Below are 15,712 nucleotides of genomic sequence, written 5' to 3' on the forward strand. Positions count from 1 at the left end.
TGCCGTCGCCATATGCACAGCCCATCGACAAGCAGAATGTGTTTCACGTGAAACACCGGCAGCTGGTTAGCCTCACGCCATGGCGAGACTTCATCTCTTCGATCTCGACGGCACATTGCTGCACGGCAGTACGGCACCGGTGGAGATCTCCCGCCAGTTGGGACTGGAAGCGGAGACCGTGGCACTGGACCGGGCGATCGCGGAAGGACGGATCGGTCCGCCGGAGTACGCGGCGCAGGTGTACGACCTGTGGGCCGATCTGACCGAGGCGCATGTCAGCGCCGCATTCGAGGCGGCTCCCTGGCTGGCCCGCATCCGTGAGGTCTGGACAGAGATCAGAAACGCGGGCGAATACTGCGCGGTGGTTTCGCTCTCGCCGTCCTTCTTCGTGGAGCGTCTTCTCGACTGGGGTGCGCACGCCGCGCACGGATCTCGCTTCCCGGCCGTGCCGTTCACCGAGCCCGTCGATCCGTCCGGGGTGCTCAGCGCCGCGGCCAAGGTGATCATCGCGGACCGGCTCTGCGAGGAGCTCGGAGTGGCGCGAGCGGACTGCGTGGCGTACGGCGACTCGTCGTCGGACAAGGACCTGTTCGCTGCCGTACCGGTCTCCGTGGCGGTCAATGCGGATACCCATCTGGCTGGGCTCGCGACGCACTCTTACACGGGGCGGGATCTGTGGGATGCCTATGAATTGGTTCGCTCTGCCCGCTAGCTGACGGACTTCGTGGTATGCCCTCTTGCCCGAATCGTGAGGAAGAAAGGGGGGACTTGTGTGTGCGGCGACGGCCGGTAGGGTCGAGTCCGGTTCACGCCGTCCTACGGCTGACCGTCCGCCGGGGGAAGCATGCACCTTCCGGGGTGGAAGTGCGCAGACCGACCGCAAGACGTTCGAGGCGAGGGCACACCATGGACACTCCGACCACTACGTCGGGGGAGAACGGCATGTCGGGCGGGAGCGACTGGTTCACGCCACGCAAGACACCACCGGCCTCGCCCCCGCACTCTGACCAGGAGAGGCACCACGCAAGCCCGCGCCCGGCGGATGTACCCACCGGGCAGCCGATGGCCGCACCCGCTATGCAGCCGGCGGCCGCAGCCGCCCGGCGGCCGATGGCCGCACCCGTTCCACACCCGGCGGACCCACCCGCCCCGCAGCCGATGGCCGCACCGGCTCGGGAGCGAGTGCCGTCTCAGCGGACGGGGCCGGCCGACGAGGAGGGGTCTCCGGACGCCATCCTCATACGCCGCACGATGTCCGAGATAGGCCCGGTCGCCGACAAGGTCACCTCCTACTTCTACGCGCTGCTCTTCGTCCGCCGTCCCGATCTGCGCGCGCTGTTCCCGCCCGCGATGGACACCCAGCGGGATCGTCTGCTGAAGGCGCTGCTCACCGCGGCCGAGCACATGGACAACACGCCGGTCCTCGTCGACTACCTGCAGAACCTCGGCCGTGGACACCGTAAGTACGGGACGCGCGCCGAGGACTATCCGGCCGTCGGGGAGTGCCTGATCGGTTCGTTGAGCAAGTACGCCACCGCCGTATGGGACCCGGAGACCGAGGCGGCCTGGGTGCGGGCCTACACGACGATCTCCCAGGTCATGATCGATTCTGCGGCGGCGGACGCACTGCGATCCCCGGCCTGGTGGCACGCCGAGGTCGTCACCCACGACCTCAGAACCCCCGATGTGGCGATCCTCACCGTCCGCCCGGACCAGCCCTATCCCTTCCTCGCCGGCCAGTACACGAGCATCGAGACACCCTGGTGGCCACGGGTGTGGCGGCACTACTCCTTCGCCTCCGCGCCCCGCTCGGACGGCCTGCTGACCTTCCATGTGAAGGCTGTGCCGGCCGGCTGGGTCTCCAACGCACTGGTGCACCGCGCCCGGCCTGGAGACGTCATCCGCCTCGGCCCGCCCACCGGTTCCATGACCGTCGACCATACGACCGACAGCGGACTGCTGTGCCTGGGCGGCGGTACGGGCATAGCGCCCATCAAGGCCCTGGTCGAGGATGTCGCCGAACACGGAGCACGCCGACCTGTCGAGGTGTTCTACGGCGCCCGCACCGACCACGACCTCTATGAGATCGACACCATGCTCCGGCTCCAGCAGAGAAATTCCTGGCTGTCGGTCCGGGCGATCATCGACCAGCAGGCGCGACTCCAGCTTCCCGAAGCCCTACGCGACTACGGCCCCTGGAACGAGTACGACGCCTATCTCTCCGGCCCGCCCGGCATGATCCGCAGCAGCGTCGACATGCTCCGGGGCTTCGGTATCCCGTCGAACCGCATACGGCACGACGCGGTGGAGGAACTGCTCGTCGTCGGGAACTGAGCGCCCTAACCGAGGTCCGGAGCGTGCATGGCGCGCACCCCCTCGATATTGCCGTCCAGATAGTGGCGCAGCGACAGCGGGACGAGGTGGACGGAGGCGATGCCGACGCGAGTGAAGGGGACACGGACGATCTCGTACTCACCGGCCGGCTCGTCCACTTCGGGGCCGTGCCGCAGGGCCGGGTCCATGGACTCCAGCCGGCAGACGAAGAAGTGCTGCACCTTCACACCGGTCGCGCCGCCGTCCTCGCCGATGTGCTCGACGGTGTCCACGAAGCACGGCACCACATCCGTGATCTTGGCGCCGAGTTCCTCGGACACCTCCCGGTGCAGTGCGTCCACGACGGTCGGGTCCCCGGGCTCGACCCCGCCACCGGGAGTGACCCAGTAGGGATCGACACCAGGCTTGGTGCGCTTGATCAGGATCAGGTCGTCACCGTCCAGAAGAACGGCACGGGCGGTGCGCTTGACCACGGGTCGGACGGTCATGGGAGAAATGTGGCCCGGCTGGTTCCACGTGAAACATCGCAAGGCGTCACTGCTCGACCGCCGTGGGTGCGTGCCGTGCCGGAAGGCCTCAGCACCAGGCCGCGGCGGCTTGCTGAAGCCACTCGTGGGCCCGCGCTATGTGCGGCATGGCGAGGGTGCCCGTGCGCACCACCAGGAAGTAGGTGCGCAGCGGGGGGACCACAGGGTCGTTCAGCGGAGCGATCGTGCCGTCTTCGAGGGCCACGGCGCACAGATAGCGGGGCAGCACCGCGAGTCCGGCACCCGCGATCGCACAGGCGAGGACCGCCCGCAGATCCGGGACGATGACCGTGCCCGAGGCGGCCGGGCGGGAGTCGAAGACGGAGGCCCAGTAGCGCGAGACGAAGGGCAGCGACTCGTGGACCTCGACGACGGGCAGATTCTCCAGTGCCGGCGCGCCCTTGAGGCGTAGCGCCTCCGCGTCTATCCGCTCCGCCCAGCGAGGGGCGGCGATCAGCACATGCTCCTCGTCGCAGAGTGGAGTCGCGGTGAGCAGAGCACCGCGCGGCCGGGCCGTGCTGATGGCCAGATCATGGTGTCCGGACGCCAGTCCCTCCAGCGCTTCCTCCGCCGTACCGAAGGAGGCGCGGAGCGCGAACCCCTGGCCGTCGTCACCGGTCAGCTCCGTCAGGGCGGGCAGAGCGCGTTCGGCGGTGAACTCGGGCGGGCCGGCGAGGTGCAGGGTTCTGAGGGAGGACTCGTCGTCCAGGCCGGTCTCGGCGATCTCCACCAGGGCGTCGAGATGGGGAGCTGCCTTGTGCGCGAGTTCGTCGCCGATGGTCGTCGGGGTGACTCCGCGTGCCTGGCGGAGGAAGAGAGGCTTGCCCAGCTGTCGTTCCAGCGTGCGGATCTGCGAGGTGACGGCGGGCTGGGAGAGGCCGAGCAGAGCGGCGGCGCGGGTGAAGGAGCCAGCCCGGTGCACAGTGACGAAGGTGCGCAGCAAGGCCAGGTCCATGGCGTGCCCTCCCCTAGATCTCTGCCCTCCTTCGGCCCCCAGGCAGGTTCCAACTATAAATAAGTCGATAGGTCCCTGTCGCTAGCGTGATTGGACACTGACAGAGAGTCAACTAGCCTTGTTCGCGCGGTTCTTGGCGCGCGGAACCGAAGACGGTCCGAGCCACGAGGGGGGAGGCTCGGACCGTCGTGCGCCCTCGGCGGGCGGATGGGCAGGGGCTCACTCGGCGGACTCGTCCAGGGCCCCCAGCACATCGGCGATCAGGTCCTCGGGATCCTCGGCACCCACGGACATACGGATGAAGCCCTCCGGGACCGCGTCCCCGCCCCAGCGGCGGCGACGCTCGGCCGTGGAACGCACCCCGCCGAAGCTCGTCGCGTCCTCCACCAGGCGCAGGGCCTGGAGAAAACGCTCCGCACGCGCGCGCGTGGGCAGCGTGAAAGAGACCACGCAGCCGAAGCGGCGCATCTGCTGTGAGGCGGTCTTGTGCGAGGGGTCGTCGGGCAGCCCGGGATAGCGCAGCTCGGACACCTCGGGCCGCTGCTTCAAGGCCTGTGCGACCGCGAGGGCGGTGGCGTTCTGGCGGTCGACGCGCAGCTGGAGCGTGGCGATGGACCGATGTGCGAGCCAGGCTTCCATGGGCCCGGAGATCGCTCCGACGATCTTGCGCCAGCGCCTTACGGCGGCCATCGCCTCGGCGTCGTGGCCGGCGACGTAGCCCAGCAGCAGATCGCCGTGGCCGGTGAGCTGCTTGGTGCCGCTGGCCACGGAGAAGTCGGCACCCAGCTCCAGCGGGCGCTGCCCGAGCGGAGTGGCGAGGGTGTTGTCGACGGCCACCAGGGCGCCCTGCTCATGGGCCGCCGCCACCAGCCGCCGGATGTCGCACACGTCCAGCCCCGGGTTCGACGGGGACTCGATCCACAGCAGCCGGGCGCCGTCGAGGACCTCCAGCTGGCCGTCGCCGCCGGTGGGCGCCGTGCGCACCTCGATGCCGTACGCCTCCAGCTGGGCGCGGACCAACGGCAGCACCTGGTAGCCGTCGGAGGGCAGCACGACCGCGTCCCCGGCGCGGAGCTGGGAGAACAGCACGGAGGAGATCGCCGCCATGCCGGAGGCGAAGACGAGCGTCTCGACGTCGTCCCGCTCGGGCGCCTCCAGACCGCCGATGGCTCGCTCCAGCAGCGTCCAGGTCGGGTTGTCGTCACGGCCGTACGCGTATGGGCCCGTCACCTCGCCGGGCAGGTGGAAGTGGGCCGCGAACACCGGTCCGGGCAGAGTCGGCTCGTGCTTGACCGGCTCGGGCAGTCCCGCGCGTACCGCGCGCGTGCCGTCGCCAGTGCGACCCGCGTCCTCGGGGGAGTCGCTCATGCGGCCCGCCCTCCCAGCTGCTCGCGTACGGCGGCGAGCAGACCGGCGCTCGCCGCCTCCACCATCTCGAGGCACTCCTCGAAGCCGTCCCGGCGTCCGTAGTACGGATCCGGGACGTCGAGGTCGTCATCGGCAGCAGGGTCGTAGGAGCGCAGCAGGCCGACCTTGCGCGCGTCCTCCTCGGTGGGTGCGAGGCGGCGCAGGGCCTTGAGATGACCGGTGTCGAGGGCGATCACGAGATCGAGGCGGGAGAACCACGACGGCTCGAACTGGCGCGCGATGTGATCGCTGTCGTAACCGTGTTCTTCGAGGACCGAGACGGTCCGCGGGTCGGCGGGCTCGCCCTCGTGCCAGCCGCCGGTGCCGGCGCTGTCGACCTCCACCCGGTCCTCGAGCCCGGCCTCCGTCACCCGCGCGCGGAAGACGGATTCGGCCATCGGGGAGCGGCAGATGTTTCCGGTGCACACGAAGCAGACGCGGTAGGTCATGGTGTGCTCAGTCCTCGTCGGGCAGGACGACGTGCAGCGCCCAGGAGACCACGGAGATGATCAGACCGCCGACGACGGCCGTCCAGAAGCCCTGCACATGGAAGCTGAGGTCGAGCTTGCCGCACACCCACGAGGTCAGCAGCAGCATCAGTGCGTTCACGACCAGGGTGATCAGGCCCAGGGTCAGGATGAACAGCGGGAAGGTGAGCACCTTCACGATCGGCTTGACCAGCCAGTTCACCAGGCCGAAGATCAGCGCGACGACGATCAGCGTTCCGGCCTTCTTGGCCGTGCTGTCACCGGTAAGAGTGATCTTGTCCAGCAGCCACACGGCAACTGCCAGGGCGCCCGCGTTGGCGATCGTCTTGACTACGAAATTCTTCATGTGTCTGATCGTGGCAGACCGGATCGAAACCGAGCAGTGAGATGAGGGCGACAGCGGCGATGAAGGCATTCCGGCTGGACGAACTGGAGGCGGAGCGCGCCGCCAACGAGGGGGCCTACCTTCAGTTCCTGCGGGAGCGGAACATGTCCGTCGGCCTGTACGCCCTCAACGCGGGCGAGCACGACCCGCAGAAGCCGCACAACCAGGACGAGGTGTACTTCGTCGTGAGCGGCCGGGCGTCGATCACGGTCGGACTGGAGACGACCGAGGTGGCGCGGGGGAGCGTCGTGTACGTGCCGGCCGGAGTCGCCCACAAGTTCCACCACATCAGCGAGGATCTGAGGGTTCTCGTCGTCTTCTCTCCGCCCGAGGCGTGAGTCCGGATCTCGGGGTTCCCTAGGGGACGGGTCAGGGGAGGACAAGGGACGCGAGGCCCCCGCGGGACCCCCTGCCGGCCCTAGCATCGAGTGCAGAACACCAAACGCTGTACTGAGAACCCAGACGTACGAGAACGCAAAGGACAAGGGCGATGCGAGAGATCTTCGCGGGACTTCCGTGGTGGGTGAAGTGGGTCGCGGTGCCGGTCATCGCCCTGGTCGTGTTCGGCGGCCTGATAGCGACCGTGGTCGGATTCGTGATCACTCTTCTCTTCAAAGCGCTGATCTTCGTCGCTCTGGTCGGCGGACTCATCTACATCGTGCGCAAGTTCCTGTCGAACTCCTCGTCACGCAGCGACTGGTGACGGAAGCGGGGACCGGTGACCGGCAACGGCGCCACCGGTTCCCGGCAAGGTGGGGACGGGTTTCCCTCGGGCGGGGGAAGTTTCCCCGTGAGGCCGTCTGCGTGCGGTGGCGGACGGTTAGAGTCCGGAACTCCCGCGGGGTCCGGCCCCGCGGGCGGCGCAGATCCCCTCCGTGCTTTTCCTCCGCACGGGCTGCCCCTCGTGCTCCGGGAGTGACCCTTGGCCACGGTTGACACCGCACCGGCAGAACCGCACACAGCCCCCACCTCACCGCGCTCCTGCGCACCCCCGGCCCAACGGCCACCGACCGTCGCGGTCCCGGAACAACCGCACCCGACCGCCCCCTGCGGCCCACCGCGCCCCACCGACGCCTCTGGCCCACCGCACTCCTCCGACACCTCGGGCCCGCCGGCCGCCGCGACGCTCATCGGGTCCGTCCAGCGCGCCATGCGCCTGCTGGAGACCGTCGCCGAACACAGTTACGGCGCCCCTGCCAAACAACTCGCCCGCGAGACCGGCCTCGCCCTCCCGACGACGTACCACCTGCTGCGCACCCTGGTGCACGAGGGCTATCTGCGCCGTGAGAAGGGGCTGTTCTTCCTCGGCGACGCGGCCGAACGGCTCGGCAGCAGTGGAGCGCAGCAGAAACGTCGCAGCGCGGTGGCCGACACGCTGGCGCACTGGCGCGATTCCATCGGTGTGCCGGTGTACTACGCGATGTACCGGGACGGCGAGATCGAGGTCATGTGCGTCTCCGACTCCCCCGAGGCGCCGGCGGTCCACGAGTGGGCCGACTTCCGCGCGACCGGCCATGCGCACGCCATCGGGCAGTGCCTGCTCTCCCAACTGGACGAGGACGCCCGCCGCGACCATCTCGCCAGGTACCCCGTGGAGTCACTCACCCCGTACACCGTGCGTGACAACGATGCCCTGTTGCGGCGACTGGCCCGGATGCCGCGCATGGAACCGGTGGTGGAGCGCCAGGAGTACGTGCTGGGCACGGTCTGTGCGGCGGTCCCGATCACGGTCGGCACCACCGTGGCCACGATGGCCATGTCGCTGCCCGTCCATCAGGCCGACCGGCTGCTGCCCGCGGCCCGTCGGCTGCAGACGGAGATCGGGCGGCACCTGGGGACGCTCACGCTCTCTATCAGTATCTGAAAACTTACTCCTTGTGATCTCCCGTGTACGTTCAGCAAGATTTGACCACCGTTAGAGGGATCAATCCCGGCCAGTCGATGTCATATGACGGGGTAGACGATGCGCGAGTCCGTACAGGCAGAAGTCATGATGAGCTTTCTCGTGTCGGAGGAGCTCTCCTTCCGCATCCCGGTGGAGTTGCGCTACGAGACCAGTGATCCCTATGCAGTGCGGCTCACCTTTCATTTGCCCGGTGATGCCCCGGTGACCTGGGCATTCGGACGTGAGCTGCTGATCGACGGCGTCGGCCGGCCGTGCGGGGAGGGGGATGTGCACATCGCTCCCGCCGATTGCGAGATGCTGGGCGAGGTTCTGATCAGGCTTCAGGTCGGCTGTGACCAGGCTCTGTTCCGCTCTTCCGTACCGCCGCTCGTGGCCTTCCTGGACCGTACGGACAAGCTCGTGCCGCTAGGACAGGAGGGTGCGCTGGCGGACTTCGACGCCCACCTGGAAGAGGCTCTGGACCGCATTCTGGCCGAAGAGCAGAGCGCCGGCTGAAGCGTTACGGCAGGAGGTGCCGGACGCTCCGCCGTGCCGCGTGGAACCATGCAGGAACGCTTCTGCGTAGAGCGGAGAGTGCTGGGCTTGGCCGGGGGCATGGCCTTCGGCCGGTCAGTGGTTCGTCGTCGGCCATGTGTCACGTCGGCCCGGTCCGCCTCACTTACCGCTTTCTGCGTCGTCCCCGCCCACCGCGTGCCGGGACGGGCTGTGCCGCTGCGGGTGCCGGGCTGTGCGGGCCGGTGCGGTCGGCGGCGACCACCAGGGCGGCGAGCGCGGTGGTGACCGGGACCGAGGCGACGAGACCGATCGAGCCCACGAGCGTGCGCACGATCTCCTCGGCCACCAGTTCACTGTTGGCCACGGTCCCCACACCGCTCTGCGCGATCGAGAACAGCAGCAGCAACGGCAGTGCGGCGCCGGCGTAGGCGAGGACGAGGGTGTTGACCACGGAGGCGATGTGGTCGCGGCCGATGCGGATGCCCGCCCGGTACAGTCCGCGCCAGCCCATCGACGGATTGGCCTCGTGCAGCTCCCAGACGGCCGACGTCTGCGTCACGGTCACATCGTCGAGGACGCCGAGCGAGCCGATGATGACGCCGGCCAGCAGCAGACCGCTCATGTCGATCGACGGATACAGGCCGTGGATCAGGCCGGTGTTGTCGTCCGTGTTCCCGGTCAGGGAGGCCCAGCCGATGAACAGGGAACCGAGCACACCGATCAGCGACAGGGAGATCAGCGTGCCGAGCACCGCCACCGAGGTGCGGGCCGACAGGCCATGGCACATGTAGAGGGCGATCAGCATGATGGCGCTCGCCCCGACCACGGCCACGAGCAGTGGATTCGAACCCTGAAGGATCGCGGGCAGGATGAACAGGGTCAGCACCAGGAAACTCACGGCCAGTGCGACGAGCGCCATGACACCGCGCAGCCTGCCGACCACCACGACGGCGAGAGCGAAGATCCCCGCGAGCAGCGTCATGGGGAACTTCCGGTTCACATCGGTCACCGAGTACTGCAGATCCTTCGGTGCCGAGGGCTCGTAGGCGACCACCACCTGCTCGCCCTGGTGCAGCTGCCGGGGCTGGTCCGGCTGCACGATCTCGGTGAACGTACGGCCCTTGTCCTTGCCGGCGTCGACCCGGACGGTCGCCTTCTTGCAGGTTCCCTTCGCCTCCTGTTCCGCTGAGTTGCCCTCGGCGGTGGAGGTGTCGCCGGTCGGGGTGTCACCTGAGGCGTTCGCCGACGTGCAGCTCACCTCGACGACCTTGGTGACCGTGGCCTGCTGCGTCTCCCGGTCGAAGCCGACGCCGGTGCGCTTGTGAGGCGGGGCTCCCCCGGGCCAGAGCACCAGCAGACCGACGACGACCGCCGCGGTGAACGGGACCAGGATCGCGGCGATGACCTTGCGCAGGTGCTTGGAAACGGGGGCGGCGGGACCGTGGCTGTGGCTATGACTGTGCCCGTGGCCCGGCCCTTGCCCATGGCCGTGACCGCCGCCGTCGTCGTCCCCGCCGGATCGCCGCTCGGGACCGTGCCCCCCGTCTCCGTCGAACGCGGCCGCCCTCTGCCGGTGACTGGCCCCTGTGGGGGCATGAGGGTGCCCATGGCTCTGCCCGGGAACGCCGCTCGTCCGGGCGTCGTGGCCGTACAGATCGCCGCTCGTATGGGTGTCCTGGCCGTAGCCGCCGCCCTGCCCCGAGACGCCTGGGCGGCGCGGCTCGGGCGGTCGATACGGGTACTGCTCCATCCTGGTCACCGCCCGATCATCGCAAGAACGCTAGGGGGCCCACTGTTCACCGCGCCACATATGACGCTAGCGTGGAGGCACCTTTGCACACGCGGGAGCTCGGAGCACCGGGCTGAGAGGGCGCTGACCTCCGTACGTGCGATGTTTCACGTGGAACAGGCGATGTTCCGCAGGAAACGTCGACAGACGGAAACCGCTGCGTCGACCGCCGAACCTGTTACCGGGTAATGCCGGCGTAGGGAGTAGGTCTCATGACCAACAAGGACGCACGCACGCCTGCCTCTGTTCAGGACGACATGTCCCAGGAGGCCGGGAAGTCCATCGGCTGGCACAAGGCGTACGTCGAGGGTTCGCGCCCCGACCTGCGCGTGCCGGTCCGCCAGGTGCACCTCACCAACGGGCAGTCGGTCACGCTGTACGACACGTCGGGCCCATACACCGATCCACTCGTCGACACCGATGTCCGCAGGGGCCTGCCGCCGTTGCGGGACAACTGGATCATCGCCCGCGGCGACACCGAGGAGTACGCGGGCCGCCCCGTCCGTCCCGAGGACGACGGGATCAAGCACACCTCGCCGCGCGGCGGGCTGCGCAACCTGGACGCGGTCTTCCCTGGAAGGCCGCGCCAGCCGCGCCGGGGCCGCAGCGGCCAGGCGGTGACGCAGCTTGCGTATGCCCGCCGGGGTGAGATCACCCCGGAGATGGAGTACGTGGCCATCCGGGAGAACGTTTCCCCCGAGGTGGTCCGCGAGGAGATCGCGGCGGGACGCGCGGTGCTGCCGGCCAACGTCAACCACCCGGAGATTGAGCCGATGATCATCGGCAAGCGGTTCCTGGTGAAGGTCAACGCCAACATCGGCAACTCCGCGGTGACCTCCTCCATCGAGGAGGAGGTGGAGAAGATGACCTGGGCGACGCGCTGGGGCGCCGACACGGTCATGGACCTCTCCACCGGCCGCAACATCCACACCACCCGCGAGTGGGTGCTGCGCAACTCTCCCGTCCCCATCGGCACGGTGCCGCTCTACCAGGCCCTGGAGAAGGTCGACGGCAAGGCCGAGGAACTGACCTGGGAGATCTACAAGGACACGGTCATCGAGCAGGCCGAGCAGGGCGTGGACTACATGACGGTCCACGCGGGCGTGCGCCTGCCGTATGTGCCGCTCACCGCCAACCGCAAGACCGGCATCGTCTCGCGTGGTGGCTCGATCATGGCTGCGTGGTGCCTGGCGCACCACAAGGAGTCGTTCCTGTACGAGAACTTCGAGGAACTCTGCGAGATCCTCGCCGCCTACGACGTCACGTACTCGCTGGGCGACGGCCTCAGGCCGGGCTCGATCGCGGACGCCAACGACGAGGCGCAGTTCGCGGAGTTGCGCACGCTCGGGGAACTCAACCAGATCGCCAAGCGTTTCAACGTACAGACGATGATCGAGGGCCCCGGTCACGTCCCGATGCACAAGATCAAGGAGAACATCGACCTTCAGCAGGAGATCTGCGATGAAGCTCCGTTCTATACGCTCGGCCCGCTGACCACGGACATCGCGCCGGCGTACGACCACATCACCTCCGGCATCGGCGCCGCGATGATCGCCTGGTGGGGCACGGCGATGCTCTGCTACGTCACGCCCAAGGAACACCTGGGCCTGCCCAACCGGGACGACGTCAAGACCGGCGTCATCACCTACAAGATCGCCGCACACGCGGCCGACCTTGCCAAGGGACACCCGGGCGCCCAGGAGTGGGACGACGCGCTGTCCGACGCCCGCTTCGAGTTCCGGTGGGAGGACCAGTTCAACCTCGCCCTGGACCCGGACACGGCACGGGAGTTCCACGACGAGACCTTGCCGGCCGAGCCCGCCAAGACGGCACACTTCTGCTCCATGTGCGGGCCGAAGTTCTGCAGCATGAAGATTAGTCAAAGCATCACAGAGCGGTTCGGTGGTGCGGCGGCTGAGGGGGCGTCGTCTGAGGAGGTCGCTGAGGGGATGCTCCAGAAGTCGAAGGAGTTCGCTGAGGCGGGGAACCGGGTGTACCTGCCGATCGCGGACTGACGCGGAGTAGGAGCAGCGGGGTCACGGAGCCGTGCCGAGCGCCGCCGTGGCCCTGCTTCCTACGCGTCCTGATCAGGTGCCGTGATGCCCAGATCAACACGCATGACGTCGCGCAGATTCCACAGAGCGTCCCAGAGGCTTCTCATATCCTCTCGGGCGGTGTCCGTGCTCTCGCCCTGCTGTGCAATGTCACGGTCGAGCCGCTTCAGTGCACCGTAGAGATCGCCGAAGCCGCGGTTCACCGTGCTGGCAGCCGCCATCACGGGCCGAGGCATGATCATCTGCGCTTCGGCGTGGAGCATCCGATGATCTCGGCGTCCACGGTCCAGCTCCGATCGCAGTTCGTCGGTGACATCGCCCGCCTCCACGCTGTGGAGGAATGCCGACATCACGTTGATGTAATCGCGAGTGCCGGCGTTGAGCGCGGCGTAACACGCTCGCCGCGCCTCAAGCTGAGCCTGCCGACGGGCATCCTCGCGTTCGTCTTGGGTCAGCTGCCGTGTGTGTTCCAGTTCGCGCGCTCTGGCACGGTCGGCGCTGCGTTGGGTGAGCAAGGCGGATGCCAGCGTGCCGCCGATGCCCAAAACCGCAACGGCTATCTCACTGATTGAGCCACTCATGCCGCCCCTGACGTGTGCTCAGATCCCAAAGTCCCTGCCGGTGAGTATGCAGCGACAACCCTCACACAGCGAATGCGCTGACTCTGAGCCGATGCTGTCCAGCATGAAAATCTCGCAGGACATCCGCCGCGCACACGGCGGCAGCCGGACCGAGATCGAGGAGGGCATGGCCCTGAAGCCGAAGGAGTTCGCGGCGAGCGGGAACAGGGTGTACCTGCCGATCGCCGACTGAGCCGGACGGGCTGGACTCGCCGCGCAGGATCGCCTGTCGAGGCGGCGGGGCGGTCGGGAAACGGCGGGATGGCGGCTGACCGGGGTGGGGGCACCACACCGGTTGGCCGCTCGGCCCACCCCGTCGGGCCCCGCTGTTCCGGGGCGCGAGCCGGGGCTGTTCAGCCGCGGATGCGGGGTTACTCGAGCTGGTGCTCCGGGCCGCCGAAGTCCGGGCTCGTGTAGTCCGGGCTGGTGAAGCTCGGGCGGTCGGAGCCGGTGCCGTCGTCGGGGCTGCTGAAGCCGGGACGGTCGTACCCGAGCCGGGGCATACGGCCGTTCGGGGTGGGCGGGGTGGTGCGGTGCAGGGCGGCCGGTCCGGGCTCGGCTAGTGCCTCCCGCAGGAACGGCAGGATGCCGCGCTCCAGCAGGGCGTCCCGCCAGGCCGCTCTGGCCTTGTCCAGTTCCCGGTGCGCAGCGTCGAGCGCCTGAGCCTGCGGCGAGTTGCCGTTGCGCAAGGCGGTGAGGAGCAGTCCGACGGCGGCGACGAGGATCGCGGCCGCGGTCACGGCGCCGAACACCCAGCCGGCGGTGAGCATGGTCTGGGCGAAGGCCTGACCAGGGCCCAGCGTCTTCAGGATGTAGCCGACGAGCAGGAAGATCGCCGCAGCGGTTCCCGAGAGGACGGGAGCCAGTACGGCGATGACCGCGATGGCGCCCGCGCCGGTGCTCTCGGCCGCATCGCCGAAGCTGGTGACGAGCCCGGCCGTGGCCGAACCCGGCTGCGTGGAACCGGAGTCTCCGGTGGCCGAGGTGGCCATCACCGGGTGCCGCAGTTGCTCGCGGACCTTCACATAGTGCTGGTATTCGGCCGCGGCGGCGGCTGTGATCAAAGCGGAGGCGTTGAGCGCCATGGTGCGCAGTTGTTCGGCGTTGAGCCGCTGTCCGACAGCGGCCAGTTCCGGGCGGTGTGGTGCGGAGCGCAGCGCCTCATCGAGGAGCCGCTCGAATTCCTGGCGGTCCTCGCTCTGCAGGTACTGCGGAACGCTGTTCATGTGCATCCCCCGATGCTCCGTAGGGCTTGGGGCTCGCACGCCGGCGAGCCGTCGGGCAGAAACGGAGGGGAGCCTGCTACGGATAAGCCGATGGTAGAGCCGTGACGGCACGCGGTGACAGGGGGTTGCCGGAAATTGCCCTCGCCTGCGTGAACCTCGCCGGGGGACGCCTGCCCACGGAACGGTCAGGTAGTCAGAGGGAGTTGCCGGACCAGTAGCTTTCCGGCCATGGTCACCCCGCCGTCCATCGCGATGGCGAGCCCGTCGGCGTAGACGTGCGGTCCCTCCACGACCGGGCCGGTCTCCTCCTCTCCGTCCTCGGAGCCGACCTCGCCCAGGAGGTAGGGAATCGGACTGTGGCCATGAACGATGCGGGTGCCGCCGTACGTATCGAGGAGAGAGCGTACTGCGTCGGCGCCGCCTTCGTCGCGGAAGGAGAAGCGCTTGGTGAACTTGCGGAAGAGATCCCAGCATTCGTCCGCGTCGTTGCGGGTGAGGGTCTCGCGGACGGTGTCGTTGACCGCCTCGATGGAGTCGCCGTAGTCGAGATAGGCGGTGGTGTCCGAGTGCACGAGCAGATAGCCGTCGACCTCCTCGACGGCATCGAGGCGGGCCATCCACTGCAGATGGTGGTCCTGGAGGCGGTCCATGTCGGTCTTCTGGCCGCCGTTGAGCAGCCAGGCCGCCTGGAAGGTGGCGGTGCCCGCGCCGGAGTTGACGGGGGTGTCGCCGAACCGCTTGGCGCCGAGCAGCAGCAGCTCGTGGTTGCCCATGAGGGCCTTGCAGTAGCCGCCGGCCGCCGCGGCCTCGGCGGACAGCCGCATCACGAGGTCGATGACGCCGATGCCGTCGGGTCCGCGGTCGGTGAAGTCGCCGAGGAACCACAGCCGGGCGGTGCCGGCGCACCACTGGCCCGAGGCGTCGATCAGCCCCTGCTCCTGTAGGGCGGTCACCAGTTCGTCGAGGTATCCGTGGACGTCTCCGACGACGAACAGTGGTCCGGGGCCGGTCTCGGGCTGTGGGGCCGGGGCGGCGGGCGCCGTTGCGACGGAGACCTGGAGGGTCGGTGTCCGGTTGACGACAGGGAGGTCGCGCTGGGTGGGCGTGTAGTCGTCGGGCCCCGCCTCGTCGGCGGGCGGCACGGTGTCGCCCGGGTGGGCGGTGCGGATGTACGGACCGGTCTCGTGGACGTACGCCGGTACCCGGAAGTCGCGCAGCGTCGCCGTCCGCTCCACTTCGGGTCCCTGACCGGCCCCCTGAGTCATCAGACCCCTCCACCATCGCGCCGCATCTGCACCGCTTCGGACTGCCTGGTCGCAGCGGTCCACGGTGTCGTGGGCCCATCATAGGAATGAGCGTCGCGCCGTGTGATGACCCAGGGGTGGTGAATCGGAACAAGACTCCAGTTCACCGCGGCTTTCGCCCCGTTTGGGCAGGTGTCCGGCCGGCTGCGCGCCGACCGGACACCCGGCCCGACGGTCGCCGGCCCGTCGCGTTCCCGGCATCGGCCGGTGCACACACGGGGT

Annotated in this window: 16 protein-coding genes, 1 pseudogene and 1 riboswitch; of the genes and pseudogenes, 8 read left to right on the plus strand and 9 right to left on the minus strand. The window is 68.6% G+C overall.

Annotation, left to right across the window (positions count from 1 at the left end; genetic code table 11):
- Positions 1–79 precede the first annotated feature (79 nt).
- The gene (locus tag AV521_RS20260) at positions 80–712 is read left to right on the plus strand and encodes an HAD family phosphatase (RefSeq protein ID WP_076089887.1); all 633 of its coding nucleotides are present in this window, start codon (positions 80–82) and stop codon (positions 710–712) included.
- Between the two features lie 446 nt (positions 713–1,158).
- Positions 1,159–2,334, plus strand: coding sequence for a globin domain-containing protein (locus AV521_RS20265; RefSeq protein WP_371917053.1), 1,176 nt, complete (start codon positions 1,159–1,161; stop codon positions 2,332–2,334).
- 5 nt (positions 2,335–2,339) lie between these two features.
- On the opposite strand, the gene AV521_RS20270 is transcribed toward AV521_RS20265, so the two are convergent.
- From AV521_RS20270 to AV521_RS20290, 5 genes are all read right to left on the minus strand, one after another.
- The gene (locus AV521_RS20270; protein ID WP_076089889.1) at positions 2,340–2,822 is read right to left on the minus strand and encodes an NUDIX domain-containing protein; all 483 of its coding nucleotides are present in this window, start codon (positions 2,820–2,822) and stop codon (positions 2,340–2,342) included.
- A gap of 88 nt (positions 2,823–2,910) precedes the next feature.
- A complete protein-coding gene (locus AV521_RS20275) occupies positions 2,911–3,816 on the minus strand; it encodes a LysR family transcriptional regulator (RefSeq protein ID WP_076089890.1) in 906 nt (301 codons plus the stop codon).
- Positions 3,817–4,035: 219 nt separating this feature from the next.
- Entirely contained in the window at positions 4,036–5,184 is a 1,149-nt protein-coding gene (locus AV521_RS20280) for a cystathionine gamma-lyase (RefSeq protein WP_076089891.1), read from the minus strand.
- Positions 5,181–5,672 carry a low molecular weight protein-tyrosine-phosphatase gene (locus AV521_RS20285; RefSeq protein ID WP_076089892.1) on the minus strand — a complete coding sequence of 164 codons (492 nt, stop codon included), beginning with the start codon at positions 5,670–5,672 and terminating at the stop codon, positions 5,181–5,183. Before AV521_RS20285 ends, AV521_RS20280 begins: the two co-directional genes overlap by 4 nt.
- 7 nt (positions 5,673–5,679) lie before the next feature.
- The gene (locus AV521_RS20290) at positions 5,680–6,057 is read right to left on the minus strand and encodes a phage holin family protein (protein ID WP_076089893.1); all 378 of its coding nucleotides are present in this window, start codon (positions 6,055–6,057) and stop codon (positions 5,680–5,682) included.
- 59 nt (positions 6,058–6,116) lie between these two features.
- Here AV521_RS20290 and AV521_RS20295 point away from each other — a divergent pair, with 59 nt between their 5' ends.
- From AV521_RS20295 to AV521_RS20310, 4 genes are all read left to right on the plus strand, one after another.
- Complete coding sequence (locus AV521_RS20295; protein ID WP_023548672.1) at positions 6,117–6,434, plus strand: cupin domain-containing protein; 318 nt, start codon at positions 6,117–6,119, stop codon at positions 6,432–6,434.
- A 152-nt stretch (positions 6,435–6,586) separates the two neighbouring features.
- Positions 6,587–6,799, plus strand: a complete 213-nt coding sequence (locus AV521_RS20300) for a DUF5326 family protein (protein WP_023548674.1) — start codon at positions 6,587–6,589, stop codon at positions 6,797–6,799.
- Between the two features lie 219 nt (positions 6,800–7,018).
- Complete coding sequence (locus AV521_RS20305) at positions 7,019–7,960, plus strand: helix-turn-helix domain-containing protein (protein WP_371917050.1); 942 nt, start codon at positions 7,019–7,021, stop codon at positions 7,958–7,960.
- Between the two features lie 99 nt (positions 7,961–8,059).
- Complete coding sequence (locus AV521_RS20310) at positions 8,060–8,497, plus strand: SsgA family sporulation/cell division regulator (protein ID WP_076089895.1); 438 nt, start codon at positions 8,060–8,062, stop codon at positions 8,495–8,497.
- Positions 8,498–8,660: 163 nt separating this feature from the next.
- Here AV521_RS20310 and AV521_RS20315 read toward each other — a convergent pair whose 3' ends face one another.
- On the minus strand, positions 8,661–10,247 hold the full coding sequence (locus tag AV521_RS20315; protein WP_371917054.1) for a YibE/F family protein: 1,587 nt from the start codon (positions 10,245–10,247) through the stop codon (positions 8,661–8,663).
- A gap of 81 nt (positions 10,248–10,328) precedes the next feature.
- Positions 10,329–10,506: riboswitch (TPP riboswitch) on the plus strand.
- Here AV521_RS20315 and thiC point away from each other — a divergent pair.
- Complete coding sequence (thiC, locus tag AV521_RS20320) at positions 10,499–12,301, plus strand: phosphomethylpyrimidine synthase ThiC (protein ID WP_076089897.1); 1,803 nt, start codon at positions 10,499–10,501, stop codon at positions 12,299–12,301. Its footprint overlaps the riboswitch before it by 8 nt.
- 59 nt (positions 12,302–12,360) lie before the next feature.
- Here the strand turns inward: thiC and AV521_RS20325 are convergent, their stop codons facing one another.
- The gene (locus AV521_RS20325) at positions 12,361–12,921 is read right to left on the minus strand and encodes a hypothetical protein (protein ID WP_076089898.1); all 561 of its coding nucleotides are present in this window, start codon (positions 12,919–12,921) and stop codon (positions 12,361–12,363) included.
- A gap of 94 nt (positions 12,922–13,015) precedes the next feature.
- Here AV521_RS20325 and AV521_RS50995 point away from each other — a divergent pair.
- Positions 13,016–13,153 (plus strand): annotated as a pseudogene (locus tag AV521_RS50995) (thiamine biosynthesis protein ThiC); the annotation flags it as partial.
- A gap of 178 nt (positions 13,154–13,331) precedes the next feature.
- Here AV521_RS50995 and AV521_RS20330 read toward each other — a convergent pair.
- Together AV521_RS20330 and AV521_RS20335 are read right to left on the minus strand one after the other, a co-directional pair.
- Positions 13,332–14,192, minus strand: a complete 861-nt coding sequence (locus tag AV521_RS20330) for a hypothetical protein (protein WP_076089899.1) — start codon at positions 14,190–14,192, stop codon at positions 13,332–13,334.
- Between the two features lie 179 nt (positions 14,193–14,371).
- The gene (locus AV521_RS20335) at positions 14,372–15,451 is read right to left on the minus strand and encodes a metallophosphoesterase (protein ID WP_076089900.1); all 1,080 of its coding nucleotides are present in this window, start codon (positions 15,449–15,451) and stop codon (positions 14,372–14,374) included.
- Positions 15,452–15,712 lie beyond the last annotated feature (261 nt).

Source organism: Streptomyces sp. IMTB 2501 (genome assembly GCF_001953885.1).
In the GTDB taxonomy this organism is placed as follows: domain Bacteria; phylum Actinomycetota; class Actinomycetes; order Streptomycetales; family Streptomycetaceae; genus Streptomyces.